Origin of the sequence: Hyphomicrobium sp. 2TAF46 (assembly GCF_052114865.1) — a bacterium.
Lineage (GTDB): Bacteria > Pseudomonadota > Alphaproteobacteria > Rhizobiales > Hyphomicrobiaceae > Hyphomicrobium_B.
Window position 1 is genome coordinate 120,017 of sequence record NZ_JBFRFO010000007.1, and the last position, 21,648, is coordinate 141,664.

Here is a 21,648-nt window from a genome sequence, read left to right on the forward strand (position 1 = left end):
TCAGAACTTCACTTTCAGCCCGCCGTAGGCCGTAATCGGCGCCGCTGGTACGACCGTTCGTGGATCGAGGAAGGTGCTGCCCGCCGCGTCATTAGTGGCATTGATGTCAAAGAACGTCCCGTAGACGCCATAGTGCGCGTTGAACGCGTTATCTACGAGGCCATAAATCTGGATGTGGTCCGTGACATCATACGACGTATGAAAATTGACCTTGGCATAGCCGCCGAGAGGAGCGTTCTGATTGGACTCGTCGCCGAAAAAGATCTGATTGCTTGCGGCGACTAGGTCCGCACCAATCCTCCATTGCGGCGTCCAGGCGTAATCCACACCGGTCTTGAACTTATGCGCCGGCACGCCAGGCAGCCGGTCTCCGGGATGGACGAAGATATTGCCATTTTCATCCGCAAACGGATTGAATGGCGACGGAAGGGTCAAGTTGCTCCGAAATGTCGCGTCCACGAAATTGTAGTTGGCGTACACGAACAATGGTCCCGACCAGTAATTGACCTGCGCCTCGACGCCCTCGCGCAATGTGTCCCCGGCATTCGCGAACGAACTGCGGCCGATAATCGACGATGCGACGTTGATGATGTCATCGGTATTCACAGTGTGAAAGAATCCCAGACTCCATGTTGTCTTCTGGTGAGAGAGGACATCGGTGTTGCTGCCTTTGAGGCCTGCCTCCCACGTGTACGAGACGACCTGCTTCAACGGCGGGTCCGATGTCAGGAAGCTCGGCAGCAGGCAGGGATTGTTGGGATCTGCACAAGCAAGCTCGGCGGCAACCGGTGCACGGTTGGCTTCCGAGAAGCTTCCATAAAGCGAAACTCCGTCGAAAAGCTTGTAAGTGCCGCCTGCAACCGGATTGAAATGATAATAAGTGTTGTTGCTGTTGAGGTCGGGCGCCAACCCCGTCTCGTCATGAATTTCGATATTTGCGACGTTGAATCGGCCGCCGGCCGTCAAAGTAAGCCGGTCGGTTGCATCGAACGTATCGAGGAAATACAGCCCATAGTACGTGTTTCTGGTCGAGATGCTGACCGGACGAATATCGGAGAGATCCGTGCCGCCGGTCGGCGTGCACGATCCATCGGCTTCCACTGTACAGATTTGGCCGAATGGCCCGACGAACGGTCCGCCTCCTTCGACAACGAAGTTGGGTTGCAGAACGCCGAGCTGTGCGGAAGAAGAAAACGACACCTCGCCATGATCGATGCTGCCGCCGAGGAGGAATTGGTTGTGATGATCGAAGAGCGGTGTTTTATCGACGCCTTGCAGCGAGCCGCCGAAGCTGTTCGCGTTGACCGAGGTACGGTCGATTTCTCCGAGACCGACATCGGGATCGACATTTATGAGTTTGCCGGTGGTATCTTGAAGGAGAATGGTCGTACCATCGAGATTGTCGAGACACGCTCCGGTCGCTGACGGTCCGGGCGGGTTGATCGCACACGGCGTAGCATTCGAAATGTTGCCGTCGATGTGCTGCTGATTGAAATGGCGATAGTAGGTAACGCCGGAGAGTTGCAACGTATCGGTCGCCTGCACGTTTCCGTTCAGCGACACCATTTCCATCTCGTTGGTCGTCGACTGCGGAGTGGTGAAGACCTTTCCCCAACCCTCATCGAGCAGCTCGACCGGCGAAGCTGCGGCGACACCCACGGTGTTGTCGGCTCCGGTGAAGTTCAAATGGAATTCCGACCCATCGCCCTTTACGCCGAGATCGGCATACAAGCGGCGAATGTCCGATGTGCCCTGATCGCGGAAACCTTCGTCGCGAATGGCGTCCATCGCGATATAGGTCGCCCAGTTACCGAACCTCATTCCGTCCTGAATCGATCCTTGCACGCGTCCATACGATCCGAAACGCGTATCGGCTTCGAACCCCTGATATTTGAATCCGTCCTTCATATCGATTGATATCGAGCCGCCGATGGCATTGAGGCCGAAGACGGGATTGCCGCTCATGACCGTCATGCTGTTGATCGCGATCGGCGTGATGAAATCGTAGTTGACGGTGTCGCCGAAAGACTCGTTGATGCGAACGCCATTCTGATAGACGGCCAATCCCTGCGGAACGCCGTCGACGGGCGACGAATTGAAACCGCGATAATCAACGTTCGTCTGGAAGCCGTTGCCTTGATAGTCACTCAGGATAATGCCCGGCACGTAAGCCTGAAGAACGTCCGCCGTGTAGTCGCTGCGCGTTCGGGCAATCTCGGAGGAAGAGACCGCGCTGACACCGCTCGGCACCTTCCCAATCGGAATTTCGTCGCCGATCGGCGACATTTTCACGTCATCCGACGGAGGAGACACCGAGCTCGCAAACTCAGTAGCGGACGGTGCTTGTTGCGATGGGACGGCTGGCGCCGCCGCGGTAGGACTGGCTTGCACCGGCACAGCCGCCTTGGCAGCTGGCCCTGCGGCTGCGGGCGTAGGCGCCTTGGTAACATGCTTGGCCGCCGCGGGCGGAGCTTCCGGCGCTGGCGCGGACGGCGCCTTCTTTGGCGCATGCACTTCCTTCGTCGGCTTGGCCTTTGGCTTCGTCCGTCCCTGAATGATTTTTACCTCGGGAAGCGGAGCGCTCGGCGAAGTTTGAGTCGCCGGCGCCGGAACATTATTTGGCGGGGTCATCGTCTGCGGCGGCGGAGGACTTGTCGCTGGAGGCGAAGCCGGAACACCATTTTGCGGGTTCGCCGTCCCTGGCGCTGGAGGACTGGCCGCAGGAGGCGGAGACGGAGTTGGCGATGCAGATGGTGCTGGAGGATTCGTGGGCTGAGTTGGGGCAGCCGCGCCGCCGCCTCCTTCGCTCTGTGCCATCACGCAGCTCGCTGTCCCCACAGAGATGAGCGAGACAGCAGCTACCGCCGAGGCAATAGTCCGTTGCCATATCCGCCGCGATCCAACCATGCTCCCACCCCCCTATTGCGATGCGAACATCTAGGAGAGGCGCGATTCTCCGGCATCCCGTCACCCGAATCGGAGGAAATTCGTCTGAGCGCTGATCGTTTCTCGACACCTAGAGGCGTTCGAGCATCGAAAAATTCAACAATAGAAAAAACAATCGATACATCGGGAAATTACGCCAGCTGAGCTTGGGAAGAACGTCAGGATATCTCGCAAAATAACATAAATATATGCTTGGCCTGAGGCAAAAAGAATACAAATGCGCGCTGCACCTCAAATGAAAATGGTGACCACGGCGGGAGACCGTGATCACCAACGACGAGGAGCGAGGATCGGAGCGCCCGCCAGAATATCCGGCGAGTGCCGCTAGATTAGAAGTCGATATTCACACGAGCCGACCCGATGTGAGCCAAATAATCCTGGCGGACGTTGGCATCGTAGTTCAACTCGAAGGTCGAGTTCGGGGCGAACTGCGCTTGAATACCTGCACCGAGAGCCGCCGTATCACGACCGACATCCGGGCCGGCTGCGGTGAACGTGCCGCCTCCCGCTGCGAAGGCGGCGCCTACGACCTGAGCCGTATCCGCGAACTCGTGCAGCCAGGCTGCGCGGCCTTCAACGACCGTATCTTCTGCAATCGGAATGAGCGCCTTGATGCCAAGGGCCGATACGACCGAGTCGTTGCTTTGGCTCTTGATGCTCAAAGCCATCCCAGCATCGCTTTCCTCGGTGTAGCCATCCTGATGCAGGTTTGAATACGTGAGCGATGCGATCGGCGTGACGATGGCACCATCGAAGCGCATCGGTGCACCAAGTTCGACCGAGGCATTGAACTGACGTCCGTCGTGGCTACCCTTTGCGTGATCCTCGAACGGCACCGTCAGGAAACGGTTCGTATCGTAGTTGTGCCAGGTGAAGCCCGTGCGGCCCGTCACATACCAGCCTGGATTCTTGATCGAGCCATAAGCCTCGACGAGATAGCTGTCGATGTCGGTGTTATTCCGCGACGTGTCACCGTCGCCATTGATGCGGGTATTTGCATAACCGCCCGCAACACCGACCCGGACGCCAGGAGAAATCCAGTTGTCGTAACCAGCCAGCACACCATAGAGACGGGCAGAATAGCCATCGACGAGGCTCCGCTCATCTTGGTTCATGCCGGCGCCGAATGCCTGGCCCCACAGAGCAGCACTCCGAGGCGCAACGAAATCGTTGTCGTCCTTGAGGCCTCCGAGGTTCGAACGGTTTGGATCGCTCTGCTTCATGCCGAGACCCGACGGCCCCGGCTTATATCCCGATGAGCCCGTTGCGCCGACGGATGCCAAACGGCCGTCGATATGCTGACCGATCGCGGAATTGAGCGTAATCGCCGCTTGCTGGGTTGCGAAGTTCGTTTCGGGCGCAAGCTGACGGCCGGCTTTCGCAACATCGGAGTCATCCGCCAGCTGCTGCACTGCGCCGCCAAGCGCGTCGAGAACCGGATCTGCGCCCGCAGCATCCATCAATGCATTGATCGCCGCCGCTCCCGGTCTGGATATCCCGTCGATGTCGGACGCGTCCTTGACCTCGGCCCCAATGACAAGCGCGTTGCTCGAGTTTTTGACCGCTTCCCAGCTGACGAGTGCCGACCCTTCAACTTCCGGAAGAGCCGTACCGAAGAGGTTCGTTGCGACCGTGTACCATTCACCGCTCCTTACGGTGGCATCGATGAAGGGCGCGAGTGTCGTCGTACGGGCGATCGAAGACGTTCCGCCAGCACCGTTGACGATACCATCTGCGATTTTCAGCGTGCCATCGATCAAAGCGATTGTGCCTGCGCCGGTTGCAGTATTGGCGCTTGCCCCGCCTCCGCCAAAGATGTGAGGTGCAATGATGACCTGGCTATCCTGAACCGCAAACGAACCGACGGTTGTCGCCGCTTGCGTCTCCACGGTTAGATTTCCAACATAGGTTCCAGCATTGTCGAATGTGAAGGACTTCGCGCCCCACATATTCAATGTGTAAGTGGTCGTACCGGAAGCTGCGCCCGTCGTTATCGTAGATGCTGAATTTCCATTGAACTCTTCGGCAGCAGGGTTGCCTAGAGTTGTCGTGCCTGTGGTTGTCGCAGTGGCAAAGCAACCGGAAGCACCGATCGTACAAGTCCGCCCCGTAACAACCTGCATGCGCTGGTCAACATCAATGTTGCCAGTCAGTGTCGCGCCCTTTTCGTTGACGAGCGTATGCTCGCCGTTGCCGTAATAGATATTGCCGTCGATCGTTCCCCGGTTCGTGATCTCGGAATCGAGCTGGCCGAACTGACTGTTGATGTTCAGTCGAGAGTCGGTTTGCGCACCGCCAGTACCCAGGCCATTTGAAAGAGCCCACCAGCGAACCGCGACGCCACCTACGGCAACGATATCGCCGCTGATTGTTCCGTTGTTCTCGATCGTAGCCGTCCGGATCTCGCCGCTGTCCGATACGATGCCAAGGGCAATACCAGCGCCGCGCCCCGCCGTATGCTCGATCGTTCCGTCGTTTTGGAGCTCGAATTCTCCCGCGCGACTATAGATACCCGTCGCCAATTGCCCCGACGCGGAGATGGTGCCGCTGTTATTAACAACGAAGCTTTCGGGTTCCTCTTCCGAGAAGATGCCCGCAGCGACCGACAAGTTGCCGCCGCTTGCCTGCAAAGACGTGGCGGTGACAGTAGTCAGCGTCAGCGGACCGCGCGTGACGGATATCGTACCGGTATTGTTGACGGTCATCTCTTCAGTGTCGCCGTTGGCAGCAATACCGTAGAGCTGACCACGACCGAAGCTCGTAATCGCTAAATTACCTGAGTTGTTGATGACATATTCACCCGCATCGTCAGCATTGATACCGATAACGTTCACAGCATTGAAGGTGTTGTTGTTGATAGTGATGTTACCGCTATTCGTAAGGCGTCCCACCTCGCCCAACGGCACGATCTCTATACCTGTCGTCGCGGGAAGATTGCCCGGTCCCACCGTGATGTTAAGCGAGTTTGAACTCGTGCCTTCACATGAAAGCTGATTTGGCGCGCTGCCGGCAGCACAAGCGGCGAGCGCCTGATGCGACACACCCATGCTGAGCGCTGCCGCAAGGGAAGCAAGTAGCAATTTTGCAGCGGGACGGCCCAAAACTTGGTTCGATGAAGACATGACTTCTCCCCCCTCCAAATCGTGTTTGGAAGTTTTCTTTTGATTATTGGCTTGAGTAGTTCGGGTACTTCGAAGCTGACGCTAAGCTGCAGACAGATAGCTCGCGCTAAGACTCCGTTCGCCGGATCGAAATAACGACGATCTCTTCTGGAAACGCCATTTGGCGTCGGACGCGCGAAAATTTACTCAAATCGCTCCCCTTCCCGGCATCAGGCGATTTTCCCGGAATTCCCCTCTGCGCAATTCGCCGCGAAAAGGAGAAAGCCAAGGACTTGCTTTCCTATCCCACTGTTATCGGCGTGAGCATTGCTCGAAAATGGGAGTATTTCCTGCGCCAATTGCATACCGTCAAAATGCTACTGACGTTGCAAAGCCGCCACAGACTGCCAATTTCCGCCTGCAACAGGCAATTCGCCCCAATTTGTTTACATTTGCGCCGGGCGATCGCAGCAATCTTTCCTGCTTGTGCCACCCGCAGCTCGGCCCACACCCAAAACTGTTCGATAAGCCTTTAGAAAAAGCCTGAGCCGCGAAATTCGGCCGCTCACCAATGGCATTCTCTAGGACGTCGACGCAGCTCGATCCTCTGAACGAAGCCGCGCGACCGCGCGCTCATGGCGAGAAGATTCCCGCTAGTCGACCCAAATAGCCCCGTAGCCGATGCTCAATCCCTGCCCTTCTCTCGGGATATATTGGCGACGCGCAGGAGCTCCGCCAAAGATTGTCTCAAAGCCTTCGCCAAGAGTTGCTGATGGAATTTGCGCGGCCTCCGAAACAACAATCAATGGCCGGGCATCAGGCAAACATGCGGGCGATCGCCGTACACACGCATCTTGTTTCGAGGGTCAACCATATCGTTGCCCGGTCCTATGTGCGAGGTGTCATCCCAATCGAGCGTCGGATGATAGGCCTCCTTGACCTGAGTGCCGTGCTGCCGTCTTTCAATCAGCGCGCTGCATAATTTCCGGATCGAAGCCGCCGGCCCGGCCGGTTCGTTCATTGTAGCGAAATAGCTTGAATGGGCTTCGAAGTGCCGGAGGGGTCTTTGGAATAGCGCCAGCACTCGCCGTCTTTCCTCCATGTCAATCCCGGCAAGGACTTGAGAGACGCGATGGGTGCCGCGGCTCCGAAATAAAATCCTTGCGCCTCTCGGCAGCCATGCTTGACCAGAAAATCCATCTGATAGCTACTCTCGACACCCTCAGCAATGACCTCCAAATTCAGGCTTGTCGCGAGCCCTATGATTGCAGCGGCAATCGCCTGTGACGCGCCGCCGGTCTCCAGTTCAGCAACGAAGCTCCGGTCGATCTTGAGCTTATCGATCGGCAGTTTCTGCAAATACGATAGCGATGAGTAACCGGTGCCGAAATCGTCGACGGCCAAGCGCACGCCCAATCCTTTGATGGCCTCGAGCAATGTCACAGGGGCCTTACCCTGGCCCATCAAGGTGCCTTCCGTGATTTCGAACTCGAGGCAAGCCGGGTTCAGATCGCATTCCTTCAGAATGTGCCCAAGCACATCGACGAAACCCACGTGATGCAGCTGCTGCGCAGAGACGTTCACCGCCATCGTGGATATCTGCGCACCATTGGCGAGAAGCCATTTCATGTCGCGGCATGCGGTACGAAGGGCCCATTCGCCGAGCGGCACGATGAGCCCCGTTTCCTCCGCTATCGGGATGAATTCCGCCGGAGACACAATGTTGTTGTTCGCAGTCTTCCACCGGATGAGGGCCTCGAAGCCCGTCACCCTGCCGTCTGGAATCGAGACCAAGGGCTGATAGTGGAGAACAAACTCGTCGCGCTCGAGAGCACGCCGCAGGTGAAGGTCCACCGAGAGCCGCGTGTTTGCCGCCTGAGTGAGGCCCGTTGAGAAGAACCGGTATGTACCCTTGCCTGCTGCCTTTGCGTGATAGAGAGCGGCATCCGCGTATTGAATGAGTGACGTCGTGTCGGAACCGTCTTCGGGAAAAAGACTAATTCCCGCGCTGGCACCCAAGCAAACCTGCTGCCCATCGGAAAGAATGTAGGGTTGAGAAAGCTGGTCGAGAATGCGATTGGCAAGGCAGATGGCTGAAGCACGATTGGCATTCTCGCAAACCACAACGAATCCGTCGCCGCCGAAGCGCGCGACCATGTCGGACCCGCGAATGCACGACCTTAGCCTGTCGGCCGCCCAGACTAAAACTTCGTCACCGGCGCCATGCCCGAGACTGTCGTTGACGAGCTTGAACCGATCGAGATCGACAAAGATCACCGCGCCCGTTGATTGATTTTTTCCGGAACCGGCTAATGCCGAGTCAAGCCGGGACGAAAGAAACCTCCGATTGGGAAGACCGGTAAGATCGTCATGGTGAGCGCGATGCTCGAGTTCGCGCTCCGATGCCTTGAGCAAACTAAGATCGGCGCTGCTTCCGACATAATGCGTGAGCTGGCCAGTCTCGGAATGAACGCTGCTGATGGTCACAAAAGCAGGGTACAGTTCTCCGCTTTTTCTTTTATTCCAAACTTCTCCCTGCCAATAGCCGTTCGCCCGTATACCGTCCCACATCGCGTCATAAAAGTCTGTCGAGTGGACGCCGGACTGAAGAACGCGCATGTTCTTGTCCGAGATTTCATCGACCGAATAGCCAGTGATCCGCGAGAACGCGGCATTTGCCGTGATGATGGTGCCGCAGGCATCCGTTATGACCACCGCCTCTTGCGTGCATGAAAGGATGGTTAGGGCGAGGCCTTGATCGATGGTCAGCGATCTGTTTCGTGGTTGCGTCTCGGAAGAAAGGGAGTGGTTGCTTTCCTGATCGTGCTCTGCGCTTGGCTTGATGCTCATTTGGCAGTTCTCGTTCGGATTTTGTTATTTTGAGCAGTGTGCGAGCAGGATGATGAAGCAAACGCTAAATTGACGGGCATTTTGGCTCGACGCTATCGCTTGGCCGCAAAGATTGAATCGATCCAGAAATCGATACTTGCGCTCCGAAACTAAATTCTATCGCTTCGCTACTTCCGGCGATATTTTCCCATGAAAACAATTTGTTGACTTGCCCATTTCCGATACGGGTGTGGGGTCTGTCCTACGAGGGTTGAATGGTTGCGAAAGAAGTTGTCGACGTACTCTTGCAATTGAGCCGTATGCTGCTAGCGGAAAATGACGGAGATCGACTAACACCGGCACAGTGGATTGCGCTTCGTTATTTTTCGCGCGCAAATCCGTATAGCCGAACGCTCTCTGGACTTGCGCAATATCAGGCAACGACTGCGGGCACGGCATCCCAGACGATCAAGAGCCTCGAACACGCGGGATTTCTCGAACGCGATATCTCTTCCCGAGATGCGCGAAGCTCAGTTTTCACGATTACGGATGCCGGTCGTGGAGTCATGGGGGAGGATCCTCTCGCGCATCTTGCGGCGGAAGTTGAGGACCTGAGCAACGCCGAGCTTCTGCATTTTCGCGACGTTCTGCGTTATCTTTTAGCGAATGTCGGAGGCGATCAGCCGCGAAATCCATTTGGAACATGCCGGGATTGCGCGTTTCTATTGACGCGCCGCACGAGAAGCGGCGGCACAACCGGAGAGAGCAAATATGTCTGCAAGCTTCTGAACTTCTTCCTGTTGGAGGCGGAGCTCGATTGCCTTTGCAGGAATTTTCAGGCGTCGCAGCAGTTGCAGAAGCCCCGCCGGCGGGAGCCTAATTCTTGACCCCGGCGCCTCAGGCAACTTGAGCCATCGAATAAATCGAACTGACACCGCTCCCCTTGATCGCCTCGCCTAATTCTGTTCAAGCGCGAAGAGATCGAAGTTGCCGCGCAGCACATCTTCAACCCGGCCGCTGCGAACGCTGCCGTCCCCATTCCGAACGAGCGGTGTCGCTCCCTTCCGATAGCGGCGGACGATATTCGTGCCGCGTTTTGCTTTGGCTCCGAATGCTCCCGCAAGCGTTTGGCGGATCTCGGCCTTCGACGCGTCGCCAAGCGGCAGCTTAGCAATGAGGACTTGCGCCGTGACGCGGCTGCCTCCAACCTCGCTTTTCTCGAGAATATGCAGACCGGCTTCGCGGGCAAGGGCGCGATAAGCTCCGAAACCGCCAACGATCAGCGCATTCGCATCCACACCCGGAATGGCGTCGATCTCGCTTGCGTACATGTTCCTGTTGCGGGCCCAGGCGCGGTACATGCTGCCGAGTTCCGCACACCATGCCGTCGCGGCCTCACCATCATCGGCGTCCATCACGAAAGCCGGTTCAACGATGAGCGCGGCCTCGACAGGTGCTTTTTCGTCAAGATCCTTCAGCCCCTCATTGACGAGATGAATCTGCATGGCGAGCCGCGCGATCAGATCGCGCATGCTTTTTCCGGTCTGCCGCGCCAGACGCGCCTCGAGCGAGGTGGCTGTTTCCGTTGCGACCTCGATACGGTCCATCAACTCCAGACGGGCGAGCGTTTGCGATCTATCGGCCCGCGACCAGAAGTCGGGCAATCCGATTTCCCGGGTTAGTTCCGCCTTCGCCGCTGCCCATTCCACCGACTCGATGCGCTGCGCGATCGGTTCGTGAGCGGCAGCAAGACTTGCGATCTCGCTCGCATCGCCTGACGGCGTGCGCATCATGTCGAACAGGCTCTGAGGCGCACCCGCCTGCGTGTGGGCGGAGACCGACGATGCAACCGCGACGTCGCTCTTGCCGTCGGGGTCGACGAAGTCGGCACGAAGTGCACCGCCATCGCGGCGTACGAAGACAAATTGATCGCCTTCAGGGAAACGCCGCTCGACGATCGTTTCCGCGAGCGGCGCTATCAGGTAGTGATCTATCGCACGCTTCAGCGGCCGCGCGCCCATCTCCGGTGAAAAGCCTTTTTCGAGAAGGAACTCGAGCGCACTGGCATCCCACTCGACGGCCCATGCGCGGTCTTTCAAACCGCGCCGCTCGAAAATGTGCGCGAGTTCCTTCATGAGAATTCCGCGCATCAATTCGCGCGTCAGCGGCTTGAATACGACGATTTTGTCGAGCCGGTTCTGGAACTCGGGGCGGAATGTTTGCGAAATGGCTTTGTGAATCTGTTCGTCCGTAAAACCTGAAGAGGATGGCTTGAAACCAATGCTGCCGCTATCGCGATGCGTGGTCGCGCCGAGGTTCGACGTCAGGATGATAATGCAATGACGAAAGTCCGCGGTCTGTCCAGTAGCGTCCGTCAGCCGGCCCTCGTCGAAGACCTGGAGGAAGAGATCCCAGATCTGCGGGTGCGCCTTTTCGAACTCGTCCAGAAGCACGACTGAGAACGGCTGCTTCCGGATTCGCGCCACGAGCGTCTCGGCATCGGCAGGAAGATTGCCGCCGCCCAGAATTTTCTGCGCGCCCTCGTAAGTCTGATATTCGCTCATGTCGAGCCGGATCATGCGATCGACCGCGCCGAAAAGGTAATCGGCAACGGTCTTCGCAAGCTCGGTTTTGCCGGTGCCGGTCGGGCCCGCAAACAGAAAAACGCCGATCGGCTTCCCTGGATCGTTGAGGCCCGATTTGAGCATCGCAATGCGCTCGACCAATGCCGCGACGGCGTGCGGCTGACCAATGACGCGGGCTTGGAAGAAACCGCGAACCTCTTCGAGGCTCAAGCGTTCCGCACCATCGAGGATCGACAGCGGTAGCCCCGTAAGTTGCGAGAGCGTCGCCAGGATCTCATGGCTGCCAAGACGTTTGACTTTCTCTTTCTCCGACCGAACGGCCGTCATTTTCATGAGAGACAGCGCGGAGCCCGGAAGATGCATCGCTGTCAGGTAGCTCTGAGCGACATCAACCGATGTCCGGGCGAAACTCGGATCGATCGGCGTCCGTGTCGTCTTTTCCAAGCGTGCGGCGAGCGTTTCGGCAAGTTCGATTGCCTCCTCCTCGTCCATGTCCTCCATGCGGACGATTTCGAGATGGCGCCTCACCGCGGGCTTCAGCTGCTGCAGCTTCGTCGTCGCCGCGAGCGAAGCTTCAGCCCAGATCAGAAGACGTCCCGCCGCGACCGCTGGCATGATCTGATCCAGGATGCTCGCGCTCTGGGCTTGGTGCGTCCCGCTGAGCGCCAAGCCGAGGAGGTCTGGCACGTACCAAATCACTTTGTTGCCAGCATCCAGTTCCTGGAGCACCTCGCGGATGCGTCCCTCGAGCTGGCCGATGTACATCTGCCCGGCTTGAAGATCGGCGCCGCTTGCCTGAAAGACGCGCCACTCTTTCGCGGCTATGCGGTCGGCTAGAAGTTTCAGGAACGACGTCTTCCCGACATACGGTTCGCCGCTGACCAAGAGGATGCGTAACGACCCGCTGTCCACCAGCCGTTGGGCGGCGCCGAGTGCGTCTTTCCAGCCTTGAGGTTCGATCAGAAGTCCATTTTCGGTGTTGTTCGCCCAGAAGCGGCCGATCGATGACAGGAACGATGATGTGGATGGTGACGTCGTCGACGATGTCTCCTGCTGAGGACCGGCAGGCACGACCTTCGCCGCGAGACGTACCGCCATCGGGTGACTGACGAGCGCCAGGAAATCCCTGATTTGCTCCCGTTTCCAGAGCGGCAACGCCATGACCTCGGGACCGACTTCGGCCGGCTCGTCCTCGCCGAGCGCCGTGAAATGATCCGAAAGGAGGTGACGCAAAAGAACGTTCTCCGACCACCAGTCGCGAAGCCCCACGAGAAACGCTCCGGCAGGCGGGCGCGCATAGGCCTTCAAGAAATATTGGAATGCAAACGTCATTTGCCAGACGGACAACCCGTCGAAACGCGGCAGCACTTTCGAAGCGGAGCTCAATGCATCGGGCCGCTGCTTCAAGGCGGCAAATGCCGCGCACGACAGCGGCCAGTTCTGCCCAAAGGCATAGTCGAACACGGTCTCGAGCGGCACTTTTGGATCAGCAAGAAGCGCCACCGCGCTTTTAAAGTCGGCGTTCTCAGCAAGTTCGTTCGTGTGCGCGGAATCGCGAGCAAAGGGTTCCAGCGTTTTGCTGATGGTGTGCAGCTCGGTGCCGAGTGACTGCTTGGGCGCAAGGGTTCTAAACAGCCGGAATTTTTTGAGATCGGCCCAGGTGCCACCACGCAGCCGGAAGACAATCACCCCTCCGATGATCGCCCACAACAACAGCACAAGGATCTGATCCATTGGGCTCTCCCACCGCCTCTCACTCCGGTTAGAGAACAAGCAGAAGCGACCCCGCTGTTGTCAACGGGTCGGCGCAAGATCCCTCTCCAAAAGGCGGTCAACCGTCACCAGGGTGCGCTTTCGTCCGCCCGCAGGCCCTGTATACCATGCTGGTCAAATTCGCGATGAATCGCCCTGTCCTTTCGGCGCGCACGAGGCATAATGCGTCGCTCACAGCTGCGAGGTCTCCATGCGGACGTTGCCTTTGCTCTTCCTCGTCTTCGCTTCACTCTCCTGCCCTGCCGTGCACGCAAGCGATGCCGAAATCGTCTGCATCAACCCCAAGGACGACCCGCCGGGACCTGACACCACAGTGGCCTGCTATTCCGATGCAGGATGCGCGGTCGCGGAATCCTTCGGCGCCGAAGCCATCCGCGATTACGATACGGAAAGCGCGCCGTTCGCGTTGGCACGGGGGAAGATCAGCGGTATCGTTACCGCCGCGCCAGATGTCATCAAAGTTGCAAAGGCCAACGGCGCTGTCTGCCAACCGCCCAAGAAATAGCGGCGGCGGTCAAACGCTCCCCCCGCCGCCACATACATCGCCTAGTATGCGAGCCTGCCGAACAAGCGCACATTCGCGCCCGGCTGCAGCACCTCGTCCTTTTTGAACGATGTGCTGTCTCGGACATAATCGTTCAAAAGATTTTCGCCCTTGATGCCAATGGTCATCCTGGGAGCAACGGCGCCGCGTCCGTCCAAGGCCATCGTGTAACTCACCTCGGCGTTGACCAGCGTGTAGCCGGCAGTCGGGGTCTCGTTCGGCGCGATTTCATCCTGCGAGAACGCGTACAGAGACGAAATCTTGGCCTGCCAGGCGTCGTCGCGGTAGTAAAGCCCGCCGCCAAGACGATGAGGCGGCATCCTCGGCACGTACTCGCCGTTGGAAAATCTGGCGTGCACAAAATCATATTGGCCTGACACACCCCACACACCCCTGAGGACGTGTCCGACGTCATATTCCGTTGCGAGTTCGACGCCATAGAACGTCGCGTCACGCTGATTGAAGATCACCTCATGAAACTCGTTGCCAGGATCGCCGCTCCCGCACGTGTCGATGGTCGCACCGCACATTGCACCGGTGAGATCGCGGAAGATGTATCCGTCGTACTTCGTGTAATAGACCGAACTGTCGAAGCGCCACCGCCCTGTCGTCTTGCCGAAACCGAGCTCGATCGATTTCGACGTTTCAATGCCGATGTCGGGATTGCCGATTTCGAAGGTGCCCGTCGCATCGTGCGCGCCCTTGGAAAAGAGTTCCTGCGCCACGGGAGCCCGCTCCGCATACTGTCCGGTCAAGCGCGCAACGACTCCGAGGGGAAGGTCGTACAACAGGCCAAGGCTCGCGCTTTTCGGGTCGAACGTTTTGTGTTGTCCGACGAGATCGGAAGAGGTCGGATTGAAAATATCGTCATACATCGTCCCGTGTACGCTATCGTGCTCGATGCGAAAGCCCGCCTGAAACCTCAACGGTTTTGTGACGCGCAACTCTTCCAACAGATAGCCGCCGATAACATCGGTCGTGCTGGGCTCAAGCAAGCTGTCACCCTCGAAACTCGTGCCCACGAGCTTTCGGTTACTGATCTGAATGCCAGCTGTACTGGTGAGCGCGCCAATGCCCGTAGCAACCGGCACTGTTTCAGCTTCGAGCCGACCTTCCGTGTATTTGTTGGTGAAGCGAGAGCCGACGGTATCCGCATTCTCTGCGGCATCGAAATCGAGTTCATTATGCGCGTAGTTGTCCCATCCGAACCAAGTTCTGACTGCCGCAAGTCCGAGTTCCGGAGCACGCCACTCGCCCTTGGCGTTGATTTTATCCTGCCCCATGTCGATGCGCGATTTGGCTTCGGCTGATTCAACGCCGGGAATGGCATAGAGACTGTCGAACCGCGTATAGCTGACGCCGAAGAAACCATCGTGCCAAATGAACGATCCGCCGATAGAGGCGCCCTGGCTGTCGACGAAGGAGTTCGCCTGTTTGCCGTCGGGCGTGTCGTAATCGTTCGATTTGCGATCGAATCCGTCGGCATGGATCGCGAAGCCCTGCGACCCTGCGGTTGCCTTGAAGGCGCCGTCGCGGCCACCATCGACGGAACTCAATCCCCCCATGATCTCGCCGCTGAAGCCGTTATATGGAATGTATGTCGGGATGCGCTGATTTTCGGCACTCACGACGCCGCCGATAGCTTGAGAACCATAGCGTATCGTCGCCGGCCCCCGAATAACCGTCACGCTATCCGCGCTGTAGGGATCGATCGGATAAGCGTGATCTTCGCTGATATCGGAAACGTCGCCCGTCGAAATCCCGTTCTCTTGGATCCGTACGCGATTGTTATCGAGACCGCGGATGATGGGACGATTGGCCCCCGGCGCGAACGCCGACCCGGCAACGCCTGGCTGTTGGTCCAAGGTATCCGTGATCGTTGCACCGTGAGTCGGCAATAAATTCGGCGCCGTCGTAACGGTGGTTGCGTTTAGACCAGCCTGAGGCGTGATGAGCGTCCCCGGAGGCGGCAAGAAATTGTCACCCGAAGCCGTCGGCAGAGATGCCTCCGGGTTCGGAGCAGGTTTCGCAGTTGTCTTTTGTGCGCCCGTCCCCGTCTGCGACGCGTTGTTCCTTTTGGAGACGCGCTTTGTCGTAGGTGCCGGCGCCTTCTTGGGTTCCGCAACGATGACTGGCGGAAGGTTCGCCGAATTTGAAACTGAGTTCGATTGACCACTTGCCGAAGATGGCTGTGGCTCGTGCCCCGCCTCTTGGCCGAACGTTGGACTGAACGATACGAGCGACACAACAGCCGCAACAGAAATATGACTCTTCATTCCCCACGCCCCCAACAGCAAACGCCTGCATCTCGGAATCGTATAATATAACATCCTATAAAGTTCAACAGCCTTCCATTCGTCCGATTTTTGGGACCGTTCAGGGTTTGATCGAAGAAAAGTTTGCAACCGAGCGAACATCGGCGAAGCGCAAATCAGCGCCATGAGCGATGAGCTGCTGAAGTTCGTTGGCTAGCTACGCCGCGGCCAGACGCCAGGTTGCTTCTCGGATGAGCCCCCAGCGCAGTGGGCACAATCCAATCGCGGCGATGTTCCGCGAGCTATGGCTTCCCGCTCTTCGTGTCTTTTGTGGGATTTGTTGGCTTCGCCTGAGCGCCCGCAACTGTTGCCGGTAGCTCAGAAACTGAAATTCCGAACAGACGCCAATGGCCAGCTGACGCCTCGTAGGTCAAATCGAAACTCAATTGGCCAGCCTGACCCGGAAAAGTTCCAGCGATGTGTAACAATGGCTCCGCGTCTGAGACTTCCGCAGCGGTCAGGGTCGGTATCTGCATGGCGACAGCCGAGAGATCGAGGTTCTGATTTTCCAGCGGTGCGAAAATGCGTCCAAGTTGGGCGGCAGTGTTATTGTGGCTGAAGGATGGCCCGGCGCGATCGCGCAAGACGGTGTAGTTGCCAGTCTGCAGCGCGTCGTTGAGCGTCAACAATGATAGGCGCACCAGGAGAACCAGCTTTTCGGCGGAGGGCACTGGAAGGCGTCCGGCATTTTGTTTCTGATCGGCTGTCGCGGCCTTCGGCTTGGTTGCTGCAGGCTTTTGCGGCGTGGAAACCTGTGCCGCCGCGGGAGATGTCGCGAGCAGCGCCGCTGCCAACGCGATCGCCTGGGTAATACGCATGAATGATGAGCCCTCGTGATGAACGTGCGCGAACGGCGGCAGCCTTCGGGCCGCCACCGTTCCTAATGCTTCTTGTCTTCGGCGATCAGAAGCCGAAGGTTACGCCGGCCTTGCCGGCGACGGTGCCTTCGGAGGTACCAAAGCCGATGCCGCCGTCGACGACGACAGAGCTGCCAGCGCCAAATCCGCCGCGGTTGAGAACGCCCGCAAGGCTGACACCGAGAGCGCTCGAGCCGTCGAAGTTGCCCCAGCCGACGCGCGCGGCGAACGTCTGGTTGCCCTGGAAGATCGGCGGCGAGAGAGCGAGCGCAACGGCGATGCCCTCAGCCAGCTCCTGGTCGCGCTTCTGCAGTCCGCCGATCTGCGCATTGATCGCACTGATGTCGCCCGATGTCGCAAGACCCATGTCGGCGGCCGTACGCGTCGCGAGATTCCCCGATGCATCGGAGGTCACGAAATTAACCGGCCCACTCTGGGCCCCGCGACTCGCATCCGACGAGATACCAGCGAGTGTGTAGGTGTTGCTCGCGCCGCCGATCGCCACTTGATTGTCGCGCGTGGTCGCAACGCCCTGTCCGATCGCCGTTGAATTGGCGTGCGTAGCAGAGGCGCCTTGGCCAAGTGCAGTCGATTTTTCGCCGGAGGCCTGCGCCCCATCGCCGATCGCAGTCGAGAGATCCCCGCTTGCGGCGGAGTTCTGGCCGGTGGCCGTCGAGCCGGTACCAGTTGCGCGCGCGAGAACGCCCGTCGCCGTTCCGCGATCGCCCGTCGCCTGCGCGAACGAACCGGTTGCCGTCGACGAGCTGCCGCTGGCGTTGGCCGCATAGCCCGACGCCGTCGCGTTGCTGCCCGATGCCTTGGCCTGAGTGCCGAGCGCGCTTGAATAGTCGCCCGTCGCCTTGGAGTCGGAGCCGAGCGCGGTCGAAGACTGCTTCGTCGCCTCCGCGTTCTGGCCGACGGCGGTCGAGTAGAGGCCGCTTGCGCTGGAATCTTGGCCGACGGCAGTGGTGCGAAGGTTCGACGCCTCTGCACCCTGACCGACAGCCGTTGACCACACACCGGTCGCCTGCGCTCCCTGACCATTGGCCGTGGAGTTCTCCTGGCTCGCCACGGCGCCCTGACCAGTAGCGGTGGAGTTCTTGCCGGTTGCTTGCGCGCCCTGCCCCGCTGCCGTTGAGTTGATCTTGTCGGCTACGGCGCCCTGGCCAAGTGCCGTCGCGTTCTCGCCACTTGCCTGAGAGCCATCACCGTTTGCCGTCGAGAGATCTCCGCTGGCGCTCGAGTTCTGACCGGTCGCCGTCGAACCGACGCCCGTAGCGCGAGCCAGCACACCCGTCGCCGTTCCGCGATCGCCAGTGGCCTGAGCGAACGAGCCGGTTGCAGTCGACGAGCTGCCGCTGGCGTTGGCCGCATAACCCGACGCCGTCGCGTTGCTGCCCGACGCTGTCGCCTGCTTACCGAGCGCCGTCGCATAGTCACCCGTCGCCTTGGAGTCGGTGCCGAGCGCCGTCGCGGACTGCTTCGTCGCCTGCGCGTTTTCGCCAACGGCGGTCGAGTAGAGGCCCGAGGCATCCGCACCCTGTCCGACTGCGGTCGTCTGGATGTTGGATGCTTTGGCGCCCTGTCCTACAGCGGTCGAATCGACGCCGGTCGCCTGCGCTCCCTGACCATTGGCCGTGGAGTTCTGCTGACTCGCGACCGCGCCCTGGCCGGAGGCTGTGGAGTAGTTGCCGGTTGCTTGCGCGCCCTGCCCCGTTGCCGTGGAGTCGATCTTGTCGGCTACGGCACCTTGGCCGAGCGCTGTCGCGTTCTCGCCACTGGCCTGAGAGCCGTCACCGTTTGCGGTCGAAAGAGCTCCGCTGGCGCTCGAGTTCTGACCGGTCGCCGTCGAACCGACACCCGTAGCGCGAGCCAGCACACCCGTCGCCGTCGCGCGGTCGGCCGTCGCCTGAGCGAACGAGCCGGTTGCCGTCGACGAGCTGCCGGTTGCATTGGCCGCATAGCCGGAGGCCGTCGAATTGCTGCCCGACGCCGTCGCCTGCTTGCCCAGCGCACTCGAATAGTCACCCGTCGCCTTGGAGTCGGTGCCGAGCGCCGTAGACGACTGCTTCGTCGCCTGCGCGTTTTCGCCAACAGCGGTCGAGTAGAGGCCCGAGGCACCCGCACCCTGTCCGACCGCAGTCGTCTGGATGTTGGACGCTTTGGCGCCCTGTCCTACAGCCGTCGAAGCAACGCCCGTGGCCTCGGCGCCTTGGCCGTTGGCGGTAGAGTTCTGCTGGCTCGCCACGGCGCCCTGACCGGTAGCGGTAGAGTTGTTGCCGGTCGCTTGCGCGCCCTGTCCCGTCGCAGTCGAGTTGATCTTGTCGGCCAGCGCGTCCTTTCCGATGGCCGTGGAAAAGCCGCCCGTAGCCTTGGCGTTTTGCCCGACGGCCGTCGATTCCGGACCTTCAGCCAAAGACCCCGCGCCAACCGCGGTGGTATCCTCGGTGCCCGCAACAGCTCCGTCGCCGACTGCGGTTGCGTTGCTAAAGTCGGCCGTGGCTCCATTGCCGATGGCGGTCGCGCCCTGAGCGCCTGCCGAGGCGCCATCGCCGCAAGCAAGCGACATTCCGAAGGGCCCGACAGTGCACGCATCTGCATAGGCTGAATTCGGCACTGCCCCCATGACAGCAGAGATCGCAAGCACGCTTGCGGACGCACGAAGCCAGTTGGCGCGGCGCGTGGCGCCGGCCATGAACGCATTACTAAACACGAGGAATCTCCTGTTGCCCCAATTACGCAGAACGAAAGGGCACGCCCGGCCGGGTCACGCCGCGGAGCTTCGAAGTCCCCCCGAAGCTCACGAGCGACCGCGTAACTTACAAAAATGACAAGTGGATAAAGCTTAGGCCAAACAGCCTAGAGCGATTGACATGCCCAGCTCTTTCTGAGGTCGTGTTGCAGACTCAGAACAGTGTTCACGCTACGGCTGTCGCCACGACGGGTAATCTTCGATGGCTGCAGCCTGCAGATGAAACGGCCATTGTTCCTAGAACTCACAACATATATCGACATATATCGACGAGTTAGACCGCGCCGATTTCACAGTCGTCCCCGCCAGCCGAAACATTATCGAGCAGCATGTTTGAAGGCTTCAAATCAGAACTGATTGACGCCGGCGACGATATAAGAATATTCGCACGCTACAAAGGATCGGGACCGCCGCTTCTATTATTGCACGGTTATCCGCAAACCCACGTTTGCTGGCACAAGATCGCCAAACCTCTCGCAGAGCGCTTCACGGTCGTTGCCACTGATCTCAGAGGCTATGGTGCATCGAGCAAACCGCTCGACGGACCCAACCATCTCAACCATTCGAAACGCGCGATGGCCGTAGACCAGGTACGCGCGATGTCGGCACTCGGCTTCGAGCGCTTTTACCTCGCCGGGCACGACCGCGGCGGTCGCGTCGCACACCGCCTCGCGCTTGATCATCCCGAGCGCGTCCTCCGGCTTGCTGTCCTCGACATCGCACCAACGGCAACCATGTACGCGAACTCGAACCGCGATTTCGCCGAAGCCTACTACCACTGGTTTTTTCTCATTCAACCGTTCGATCTGCCCGAACGCCTCATTGGCGCGGAAGCCGAATTCTACTTGCGCCGAACCTTGAGCAGCTGGTGCAAGAACGACGGGGCGATGACCGATGAGGCAATGGCCGCCTACATAAAAGCATTCACCGCTCCAGGCGCTGTTCATGCCGCCTGTGAGGACTATCGCGCGGCGGCGACCATAGATCTCGAGCACGACCGCTCAGACGACCTCGCGGCGCATCGGATCGGCGCGCCGATGCTTGTCTTATGGGGAAGCCGCGGAACAGTGGGACGTCAATTCGACGTGCTCGCATGTTGGCGGGAGAAAACGTGTGGTCTCCTCCAGGGCGAAGCGCTCGATTGCGGACACTTCCTTCCCGAAGAAGCGCCTCAGGCGACGCTCGCAGCTCTTCTGCAGTTCTTCGCCGATTGACATTGTGCTGACGAAAGCATCCGGGCGTTGACCGGCTACTGGATCCCATCAGCAGACATCAGCAGGCTTTGTCGAACAGTCGTGGGCCACGATTGCTGCACGGATGATTTCGCCGCGAATTATCAAGCATTCAATTGGTTAAGCATACGAAAAAGTACGATGGAACTGCAACGCACAGCACCGGTTGGCGCGAAGAGCGTTCGAGCGCTCGGATAGCTTAAGGAGGAAACAAATGGCTATCGGAAATGCTTCGAAAAACAAATTGGCAATATGCGCAATGGCTCTGGCACTTGGCACCGGCACCGTTGCTACATCAGCAGAAGCCTGCGGCTGGGGCTGGGGCACAGGATATGGCTGGCGCGCAGCAGCAGTAGCTCCGGTAGCTGCGGGTTACGGTTGGCGCAGCGGCTGGGGCTGGAGAGGAGCCGGCTGGGGTTGGAGGTCAGCATATCCTGGCTATGGCTATGGCTGGAGATCAGCATACCCAGCCTATGGCTGGGGCTGGCGCAGACCTTGGGGTTGGAGAGCTGGCTGGGGTTGGAGAGGCGCTGGCTGGGGTTGGCGCAGACCCTGGGGCTGGAGAGGAGCTGGCTGGGGCTGGCGCGGCGTGGGCTGGCGTGGTGTCGGCTGGAGAGGTGGCGGCTGGGGCTGGCGCGGTGCAGGTTGGAGAGGTGGTGGCTTCCGTGGCGGCTTCCGAGCTGGTCTCCGCCGCTAAAACGAATTGAAGTGGCT

10 protein-coding genes are annotated in these 21,648 nt (G+C 59.2%); 3 read left to right on the forward strand and 7 right to left on the reverse strand.

The window, feature by feature from the left end; genetic code table 11:
• The 3 genes from AB4Z24_RS15595 to AB4Z24_RS15605 form a co-directional block, all read right to left on the reverse strand.
• Positions 1–2,286, reverse strand: coding sequence for a TonB-dependent receptor (locus tag AB4Z24_RS15595; protein ID WP_441709684.1), 2,286 nt, complete (start codon positions 2,284–2,286; stop codon positions 1–3).
• A 989-nt stretch (positions 2,287–3,275) separates the two neighbouring features.
• Positions 3,276–6,068 (reverse strand): autotransporter domain-containing protein, encoded by a 2,793-nt coding sequence (locus AB4Z24_RS15600; protein ID WP_441709686.1) that lies wholly within the window; start codon positions 6,066–6,068, stop codon positions 3,276–3,278.
• A gap of 996 nt (positions 6,069–7,064) precedes the next feature.
• Complete coding sequence (locus AB4Z24_RS15605) at positions 7,065–8,897, reverse strand: putative bifunctional diguanylate cyclase/phosphodiesterase (protein WP_441709688.1); 1,833 nt, start codon at positions 8,895–8,897, stop codon at positions 7,065–7,067.
• A 254-nt stretch (positions 8,898–9,151) separates the two neighbouring features.
• Between AB4Z24_RS15605 and AB4Z24_RS15610 the strand changes: the two genes are divergently transcribed.
• The gene (locus AB4Z24_RS15610) at positions 9,152–9,763 is read left to right on the forward strand and encodes a MarR family winged helix-turn-helix transcriptional regulator (RefSeq protein WP_441709690.1); all 612 of its coding nucleotides are present in this window, start codon (positions 9,152–9,154) and stop codon (positions 9,761–9,763) included.
• 69 nt (positions 9,764–9,832) lie between these two features.
• Here AB4Z24_RS15610 and AB4Z24_RS15615 read toward each other — a convergent pair whose 3' ends face one another.
• Positions 9,833–13,195, reverse strand: coding sequence for an AAA family ATPase (locus AB4Z24_RS15615; protein ID WP_441709692.1), 3,363 nt, complete (start codon positions 13,193–13,195; stop codon positions 9,833–9,835).
• Positions 13,196–13,424: 229 nt separating this feature from the next.
• On the opposite strand from AB4Z24_RS15615, the gene AB4Z24_RS15620 reads away from it, so the two are divergent.
• Positions 13,425–13,739 carry a hypothetical protein gene (locus tag AB4Z24_RS15620; protein WP_441709694.1) on the forward strand — a complete coding sequence of 105 codons (315 nt, stop codon included), beginning with the start codon at positions 13,425–13,427 and terminating at the stop codon, positions 13,737–13,739.
• 41 nt (positions 13,740–13,780) lie between these two features.
• On the opposite strand, the gene AB4Z24_RS15625 is transcribed toward AB4Z24_RS15620, so the two are convergent.
• The 3 genes from AB4Z24_RS15625 to AB4Z24_RS15635 form a co-directional block, all read right to left on the reverse strand.
• Positions 13,781–16,054 carry a TonB-dependent receptor domain-containing protein gene (locus AB4Z24_RS15625; RefSeq protein ID WP_441709696.1) on the reverse strand — a complete coding sequence of 758 codons (2,274 nt, stop codon included), beginning with the start codon at positions 16,052–16,054 and terminating at the stop codon, positions 13,781–13,783.
• Between the two features lie 281 nt (positions 16,055–16,335).
• Positions 16,336–16,911 carry a hypothetical protein gene (locus tag AB4Z24_RS15630; protein ID WP_441709698.1) on the reverse strand — a complete coding sequence of 192 codons (576 nt, stop codon included), beginning with the start codon at positions 16,909–16,911 and terminating at the stop codon, positions 16,336–16,338.
• Positions 16,912–16,996: 85 nt separating this feature from the next.
• Positions 16,997–19,663, reverse strand: a complete 2,667-nt coding sequence (locus AB4Z24_RS15635) for a hypothetical protein (RefSeq protein ID WP_441709700.1) — start codon at positions 19,661–19,663, stop codon at positions 16,997–16,999.
• Between the two features lie 368 nt (positions 19,664–20,031).
• Here AB4Z24_RS15635 and AB4Z24_RS15640 point away from each other — a divergent pair, with 368 nt between their 5' ends.
• The gene (locus AB4Z24_RS15640; protein WP_441709701.1) at positions 20,032–20,916 is read left to right on the forward strand and encodes an alpha/beta fold hydrolase; all 885 of its coding nucleotides are present in this window, start codon (positions 20,032–20,034) and stop codon (positions 20,914–20,916) included.
• Positions 20,917–21,648: the final 732 nt, after the last annotated feature.

What these genes read in the sequence shown, in the direction of transcription:
- AB4Z24_RS15640 (WP_441709701.1), top strand. Translation starts at nt 20,032, where the DNA reads ATGTTTGAAGGCTTCAAATCAGAACTGATTGACGCCGGCGACGATATA.
- AB4Z24_RS15615 (WP_441709692.1), bottom strand. Translation starts at nt 13,195, where the DNA reads ATGGATCAGATCCTTGTGCTGTTGTTGTGGGCGATCATCGGAGGGGTG.
- AB4Z24_RS15605 (WP_441709688.1), bottom strand. Translation starts at nt 8,897, where the DNA reads ATGAGCATCAAGCCAAGCGCAGAGCACGATCAGGAAAGCAACCACTCC.
- AB4Z24_RS15600 (WP_441709686.1), bottom strand. Translation starts at nt 6,068, where the DNA reads ATGTCTTCATCGAACCAAGTTTTGGGCCGTCCCGCTGCAAAATTGCTA.
- AB4Z24_RS15625 (WP_441709696.1), bottom strand. Translation starts at nt 16,054, where the DNA reads ATGAAGAGTCATATTTCTGTTGCGGCTGTTGTGTCGCTCGTATCGTTC.
- AB4Z24_RS15620 (WP_441709694.1), top strand. Translation starts at nt 13,425, where the DNA reads ATGCGGACGTTGCCTTTGCTCTTCCTCGTCTTCGCTTCACTCTCCTGC.
- AB4Z24_RS15595 (WP_441709684.1), bottom strand. Translation starts at nt 2,286, where the DNA reads ATGTCGCCGATCGGCGACGAAATTCCGATTGGGAAGGTGCCGAGCGGT.
- AB4Z24_RS15610 (WP_441709690.1), top strand. Translation starts at nt 9,152, where the DNA reads ATGGTTGCGAAAGAAGTTGTCGACGTACTCTTGCAATTGAGCCGTATG.
- AB4Z24_RS15630 (WP_441709698.1), bottom strand. Translation starts at nt 16,911, where the DNA reads ATGCGTATTACCCAGGCGATCGCGTTGGCAGCGGCGCTGCTCGCGACA.